The organism is Vibrio sp. V43_P6S15P86 (assembly GCF_009904725.1).
Classification (GTDB): domain Bacteria; phylum Pseudomonadota; class Gammaproteobacteria; order Enterobacterales; family Vibrionaceae; genus Vibrio; species Vibrio diabolicus.
Genome location: NZ_WXWT01000057.1, coordinates 1 through 6,501 on the forward strand (window position 1 = coordinate 1; position 6,501 = coordinate 6,501).

The 6,501-nt window shown below is 44.2% G+C and carries 5 protein-coding genes; 4 read left to right on the forward strand and 1 reads right to left on the reverse strand.

Annotation, left to right across the window (positions count from 1 at the left end; genetic code table 11):
* Positions 1-119: 119 nt before the first annotated feature.
* The 4 genes from nagA (at position 120) to asnB (ending at position 6,039) form a co-directional block, all read left to right on the forward strand.
* Positions 120-1,256, forward strand: a complete 1,137-nt coding sequence (gene nagA, locus CAG69_RS02600; RefSeq protein ID WP_047009534.1) for an N-acetylglucosamine-6-phosphate deacetylase — start codon at positions 120-122, stop codon at positions 1,254-1,256.
* A 2-nt stretch (positions 1,257-1,258) separates the two neighbouring features.
* Positions 1,259-2,473 carry a DNA-binding transcriptional regulator NagC gene (gene nagC, locus CAG69_RS02605; RefSeq protein WP_006742713.1) on the forward strand — a complete coding sequence of 405 codons (1,215 nt, stop codon included), beginning with the start codon at positions 1,259-1,261 and terminating at the stop codon, positions 2,471-2,473.
* Positions 2,474-2,554: 81 nt separating this feature from the next.
* Positions 2,555-4,144: a cation:proton antiporter family protein gene (locus tag CAG69_RS02610; RefSeq protein ID WP_161442601.1), complete on the forward strand. Its 1,590-nt coding sequence runs from the start codon at positions 2,555-2,557 to the stop codon at positions 4,142-4,144.
* A gap of 230 nt (positions 4,145-4,374) precedes the next feature.
* Positions 4,375-6,039 (forward strand): asparagine synthase B, encoded by a 1,665-nt coding sequence (asnB, locus tag CAG69_RS02615; RefSeq protein WP_161442603.1) that lies wholly within the window; start codon positions 4,375-4,377, stop codon positions 6,037-6,039.
* 115 nt (positions 6,040-6,154) lie between these two features.
* On the opposite strand, the gene rfaH is transcribed toward asnB, so the two are convergent.
* Positions 6,155-6,501, reverse strand: a 347-nt coding sequence (rfaH, locus tag CAG69_RS02620) for a transcription/translation regulatory transformer protein RfaH (RefSeq protein ID WP_161442609.1), incomplete at its 5' end; no start/stop codon positions are given.

Below are 6,501 nucleotides of genomic sequence, written 5' to 3' on the forward strand. Positions count from 1 at the left end.
GCTGTATGTGACTCGTTATCTAATTCAGTGATACAAACTAAGTACCCATATGACTAAAGCAGTCTCCACTTAGGTAACGATATAGAAATTGAATTCTCATCTATAAGGACTAGCTGACTATGTACGCGCTAAGTAACTGTAAAATTTATACCGGTAGTGATGTTCTTACCGATCATGCGGTCATCATCGAAAACGACCTTATTCAATCTATTGTGCCGGTTGCAGAGCTACCTCAGGGCATCGAAGTAAAAGACCTCGCAGGCGCAAACCTAAGTCCGGGCTTTATAGACCTGCAACTGAATGGCTGTGGCGGTGTAATGCTAAACGATGCAATCACACCGGAAACCATGCAAATCATGCACGAAGCAAACCTCAAGTCCGGCTGTACTAGCTTCTTACCAACGCTCATTACTTCATCAGACGAAGATATGCGAACTGCAATTTCTGCCGCTCGTGAATATCATAACCAATATCAAAACCAATCACTTGGTCTACACCTAGAAGGTCCTTATCTTAACGTCGCGAAAAAAGGTATCCACAACGTCGATTTTATTCGCCCGTCAGATGAAAGCATGATTGATCTTATCTGCGCAAACGCCGATATCATCGCTAAAGTAACGCTTGCACCAGAGCAAAACGATCCAGAGCATATTGCACGATTAAAAGCAGCCGGCATCGTGGTTTCTATTGGTCATACAAATGCGACCTACGCCGAAGCGCGTAAAGGCTTTGAAGCAGGTATTACTTTTGCCACACACCTATTTAATGCGATGACACCAATGGTTGGTCGTGAACCTGGAGTTGTTGGTGCAATTTACGATACTCCTGACGTTTATGCTGGCATTATTGCTGATGGTTTCCACGTAGACTACGCAAACATCCGAATTGCTCATAAAATCAAAGGTGAAAAGCTTGTTTTGGTGACGGATGCCACAGCTCCAGCAGGTGCTAACATTGATCACTTTATTTTTGTCGGTAAGAAAGTATATTACCGAGATGGTAAGTGTGTTGATGAAAACGGCACACTAGGCGGCTCAGCTTTGACAATGATAGAAGCAGTTCAGAATTCAGTTGAGCACGCGGGGATCGCTTTAGACGAAGCTCTACGAATGGCCACGTTATACCCAGCAACTGCAATTGGTGTTGAGGATCGCCTTGGCCGAGTTCGAAAAGGGATGGTTGCAAACCTGACCATTTTCGATCGTGACTTCAAAGTAAAAGCGACGGTTGTTAACGGACAATACGAGCAAAATTAAGCATGAATGGCGGACAGATTGGTAATGTAGATTTAGTAAAACAGCTTAACAGCGCTGCGGTATATAGGCTGATTGATCAGCAAGGTCCTATCTCCCGTATTCAAGTCGCAGATGTGAGCCAGCTCGCACCTGCTAGTGTTACCAAAATAACCCGCCAACTTTTAGAGCGCGGCCTTATTAAAGAGGTCGCCCAGCAAGCTTCAACTGGTGGTCGTCGTGCAATCTCTCTGACCACCGAAGTCAAACCCTTCCATTCTATTGCGGTTCGTTTAGGTCGAGATTACGTACAATTTTGTTTGTACGATTTAGGTGGCACTGCACTTGCGGAAGATCAGCACGAACTGCATTACACCAACCAAGCAGACTTGATCGCTGGGCTTATCGATTTACTTAAAGACTTCGTTAACCGTTGCGAAGACAAAATTGATCAGCTCATCGCAATTGGTATTACGCTACCGGGCCTTGTTAACCCAACAACAGGAGTAGTTGAGTACATGCCGAATACCGATATCGATAATCTGGCGTTGGGTGAAATTGTTGGAGAGAAGTTTAATACCGCATGCTTTGTTGGGAATGACGTACGTGGCATGGCGCTAGCGGAGCACTACTTTGGGGCAAGCCAAGACTGTCAGGACTCCATTTTAGTTAGCGTTCACCGCGGTACTGGCGCAGGTATTATCGTTAACGGCCAGGTTTTTCTTGGTTTTAACCGCAACGTCGGTGAAATTGGTCATATCCAAATCGATCCGCTTGGTGAACAGTGCCAATGTGGGAACTTTGGTTGCTTAGAAACCGTAGCAGCGAACCCAGCCATTATCCAACGAGTAAAACAATTGATTGCTCAAGGCTATGAGTCAAGCTTGACTGACCTTGAAAACATCACGATTGAAGCTGTGTGTCAGCATGCAATGGATGGTGACGAACTCGCAAAGCAGAGTTTAGTGCGAGTGGGTAACCAGTTAGGTAAAGCGATTGCAATTACCGTTAACTTGTTTAACCCTCAGAAAATTGTCATTGCTGGCGATATTACTGCAGCACAAGATATTGTTTTCCCTGCAATTCAACGCAACGTAGAGAATCAATCTCTTAAAACTTTCCATAACGACCTCCCTATCGTGGCTTCTCACATTGATAAGCAGCCAACGATGGGCGCATTTGCGATGATTAAACGCGCTATGCTAAACGGAGTTTTGTTACAAAAGTTACTGGAAGACTAAGTTTATACAACCAATTGAGTTACAATCTCGGGCTGTGTTTTCACAGCCCGTTTTTGTATATCAGGAATACAGCTCAACAGTATGGAAATTATTCTAATTACAGCCGCTTTTTTAGCTGGTTTTATTGCGCTTAAATGCAGCCTCCCTCCCCTCGTTGGTTTTCTACTAGCTGGATTTGGCTTGCATGCATTTGGTTACCAAAGCAATGACGTTATCGTCACTCTCGCAGATCTTGGTGTTACTCTTCTTCTGTTTACTATTGGACTCAAACTCGATGTAAAAACCCTGCTGTCCAAAGAAATATGGGGAGGGGCAACCGCCCACAACATACTCTCTACCGCTTTTTTTGCCCTAGCGTTATCCGGCTTAAAACTACTGGGCTTGACTTCGCTAGCCAGTATGGACGGCAGCCAAATCCTGCTTTTAGCTTTTGCACTATCGTTCTCTAGTACCGTTTTTGCCGTAAAAGCATTGCAAGAAAAAGGCGAAATGAACGCGACCTACGGCACACTCGCGATCGGTATCTTGGTTATGCAAGATATTTTTGCCGTGGTATTCCTGACTGCTTCAACCGGAAAAGTCCCAGAATGGTATGCCATCGGTTTGTTCGCACTGCCTTTCCTTCGTCCCCTATTCTATAAGCTGCTCGATAAAGTTGGCCACGGCGAAATGCTGGTGCTATTCGGTATTTTCTTCGCGCTTGTTGTCGGTGCTGGGCTATTCGAGTTGGTCGGGATGAAACCAGACTTGGGCGCGCTAATTTTAGGCATGCTACTCGCAGGTCACCCAAAAGCCTCAGAACTATCCAAGTCGTTATTCAATATGAAGGAGCTCTTTTTAGTCTGCTTCTTTTTAAACATTGGTTTATCCGCCTCATTGAGCGTGAATGGCGTCGTTCTCGCCCTGCTATTTATCTTACTGCTACCAATCAAAGGACTCTTGTACTTCGTCACTATTAATCATTTTAAGTTTCGAGTACGTACCTCTTTGCTCGCCTCTTTATCACTATTTAACTACAGTGAGTTTGGTCTTATTGTTGCTGGGTTGGCCTATAAAATGGGCTGGATGCCAAGTGATATGCTTGCTGCGATTGCGGTTGCGGTGTCGGTATCCTTTGTAATTTCCGCGCCACTTAACCGCCTTAGCCATAAAATTTATCAACATTCAGGTAAGTGGCTGCAAGAGACAGCCGCAGAAAAGCTCAATCAACGCGACCAACTCATCAACCCAGGTCATGCCCAAGTATTGATCTTAGGTATGGGGCGTATTGGAACGGGCGCTTATGATGAGCTACGTTCACGCTATGGCAAAATTTCATTGGGTATAGAAATTCGTGAAGACGCTGCACATCATCATCGTTCAGAAGGAAGAAATGTGATTTCTGGTGATGCCACCGACCCGGATTTCTGGGAGCGAATTTTAGATACAGGTCATGTAAAACTGGTTCTGCTTGCCATGCCACATCATCAAGGTAACCAAACAGCACTTGAGCAGCTTAAACGCAGAAAATATAAAGGGCAAATTGCCGCAATCGCCGAGTACCCAGATCAATTGGAAGGCTTACTTGAAAATGGCGTTGACGCAGCATTCAATATTTATAGTGAAGCTGGTAGCGGTTTTGCTCGACACGTCTGTAAACAACTTCAACCTAAATTCACACCAATTAAATAAGCAACCATACTAATATTTCTTAAAAGCCTTTCTATCAATAGAAAGGCTTTTTTGTATGGTTTTCATACCAAACCTTGATCTCATTCACCAAAACAACGATTAAGTTAAATATTTTCCATACAACAAGGCTTTTTATCATTTTTTTAATCACAAAACGTTGCTTTTTTTATTAGTAATGGCAAATTTAAACCATACCGATTAGAAATTGTTTAGTTTAGTAAGGATGTAGTATGTGTTCAGTATTTGGCATTTTAGACATTAAAAGCGATGCAGCCGCATTGCGCCCTATCGCATTAGAGATGTCGAAAAAACTTCGTCACCGTGGCCCAGACTGGTCTGGGATTTACTCTTCAGAGCGTGCTATTTTAGCGCATGAGCGCTTGGCGATTGTTGGTCTAAATAGTGGTGCACAACCGCTATACAGCCCTGATAAAAAGCTCATCCTTGCAGTCAATGGTGAAATCTACAACCATAAAGAAATTCGTGCTCGTTACGAAGGAAAATACGAGTTTCAAACCGATTCAGACTGTGAGGTCATTCTTGCACTATACCAAGATATGGGTGCAGATCTCCTTGAAGAACTAAACGGTATTTTCGCTTTTGTTCTGTACGATGAAGAAAAAGACGAATACTTAGTCGGTCGCGACCACATTGGCATTATCCCTTTTTATCAAGGTCATGATGAGCATGGCAACTACTATGTTGCATCAGAGATGAAGGCACTTGTTCCAGTATGTAAAACAGTGAGCGAGTTCCCTCCAGGTAGCTACTACAGTTCAAAAGATGCCGAGCCAACGCGTTACTATGTTCGTGACTGGAACGAATACGCTGCCGTTCAAGGTAACACCACCAGTAAAGAAGAACTGACTGAAGCACTAGAAGCAGCGGTTAAACGCCAACTAATGACGGATGTTCCATACGGTGTTTTACTATCAGGTGGTTTAGATTCATCCATCACCTCTGCTGTAGCTAAACGTTTTGCTGCAATGCGAATTGAAGACGATGAAAAGTCAGAAGCTTGGTGGCCTCAACTGCACTCTTTTGCTGTGGGTCTAGAAGGTGCACCAGATTTAAAAGCAGCTCGAGAAGTTGCCGATCAAATTGGTACTGTGCACCATGAGATGACTTACACAATCCAAGAAGGTCTCGACGCGATTCGCGACGTGATTTACCACATCGAAACGTACGATGTGACCACCATTCGCGCATCCACGCCTATGTTCTTAATGGGTCGCAAGATCAAAGCGATGGGCATTAAGATGGTACTCTCTGGTGAAGGTGCAGATGAGATTTTTGGTGGTTACCTATATTTCCACAAAGCACCAAACGCGAAAGAGTTCCACGAAGAAACGGTACGTAAGCTGCTTGCTCTGAACATGTTTGACTGCGCGCGCGCAAACAAATCGCTAGCGGCATGGGGGGTTGAAGGCCGAGTTCCGTTCCTTGATAAAGAGTTTATCGACGTTGCAATGCGCCTAAACCCAGCAGATAAGATGTGTGGCAACGGCAAAATGGAAAAACACATTCTACGCGAGTGTTTTGAGCATTACTTGCCAGAGTCGATCGCATGGCGTCAAAAAGAGCAGTTCTCTGATGGCGTAGGTTACAGCTGGATTGATACGTTGAAAGAAGTCGCAGAGCAAAAAGTGACGGATCAGCAGATGGAAACGGCTCAATACCGCTTCCCATACAACACGCCAACCACCAAAGAAGGTTACGTGTACCGAGAAATCTTTGAAGAGCTATTCCCACTACCTTCAGCGGCTGAGTGTGTGCCAGGTGGTCCTTCAGTAGCTTGTTCATCAGCGAAAGCGATTGAATGGGATGAATCGTTCCAAAACTGTGTTGACCCATCAGGTCGTGCAGTACAGACCGTTCACAACGATTCATACTAATTCTCTACGATAAAGATAAGGGTTGGTTCGTCCAACCCTTTTAAAACAGACAGAAAATTAGATACGATCAAAAAGAGGTGCTTTTGCACCTCTTTTTATGTTTGATGGAATTAGGCTATTTTAAATCTAAATCACTATTGTCTATGCTGACAGGCACTCGTTTAGTGATCATCTGCACTAACATGATTGAGCGTTTCTCACCATCTTGCTCTTGGAAGATAGCATCTATACCTGCAAACTGACCGCTCTTAACTCGGATTTGATCACCTGGTTTTGGCATACACTCAGAAGCGGTATTGTCATTACAGCATTTTTCTAGCTGCATCAATTCAAAGACTAAGTCACCTTGGACTTCTTTCGGTTGAGCACCAAAACGCACAAAATCAACAACCCCTCGAGTGGAGCGAACTGAGGTGAAGTTAGGTCCCTGTTCATAATCAAAGTAAGCAAACACATAACAAG

Excerpts from the sequence above, each read along its gene's own strand:
- nagA (WP_047009534.1), top strand. The coding sequence starts at position 120 with ATGTACGCGCTAAGTAACTGTAAAATTTATACCGGTAGTGATGTTCTT.
- nagC (WP_006742713.1), top strand. The coding sequence starts at position 1,259 with ATGAATGGCGGACAGATTGGTAATGTAGATTTAGTAAAACAGCTTAAC.
- CAG69_RS02610 (WP_161442601.1), top strand. The coding sequence starts at position 2,555 with ATGGAAATTATTCTAATTACAGCCGCTTTTTTAGCTGGTTTTATTGCG.
- asnB (WP_161442603.1), top strand. The coding sequence starts at position 4,375 with ATGTGTTCAGTATTTGGCATTTTAGACATTAAAAGCGATGCAGCCGCA.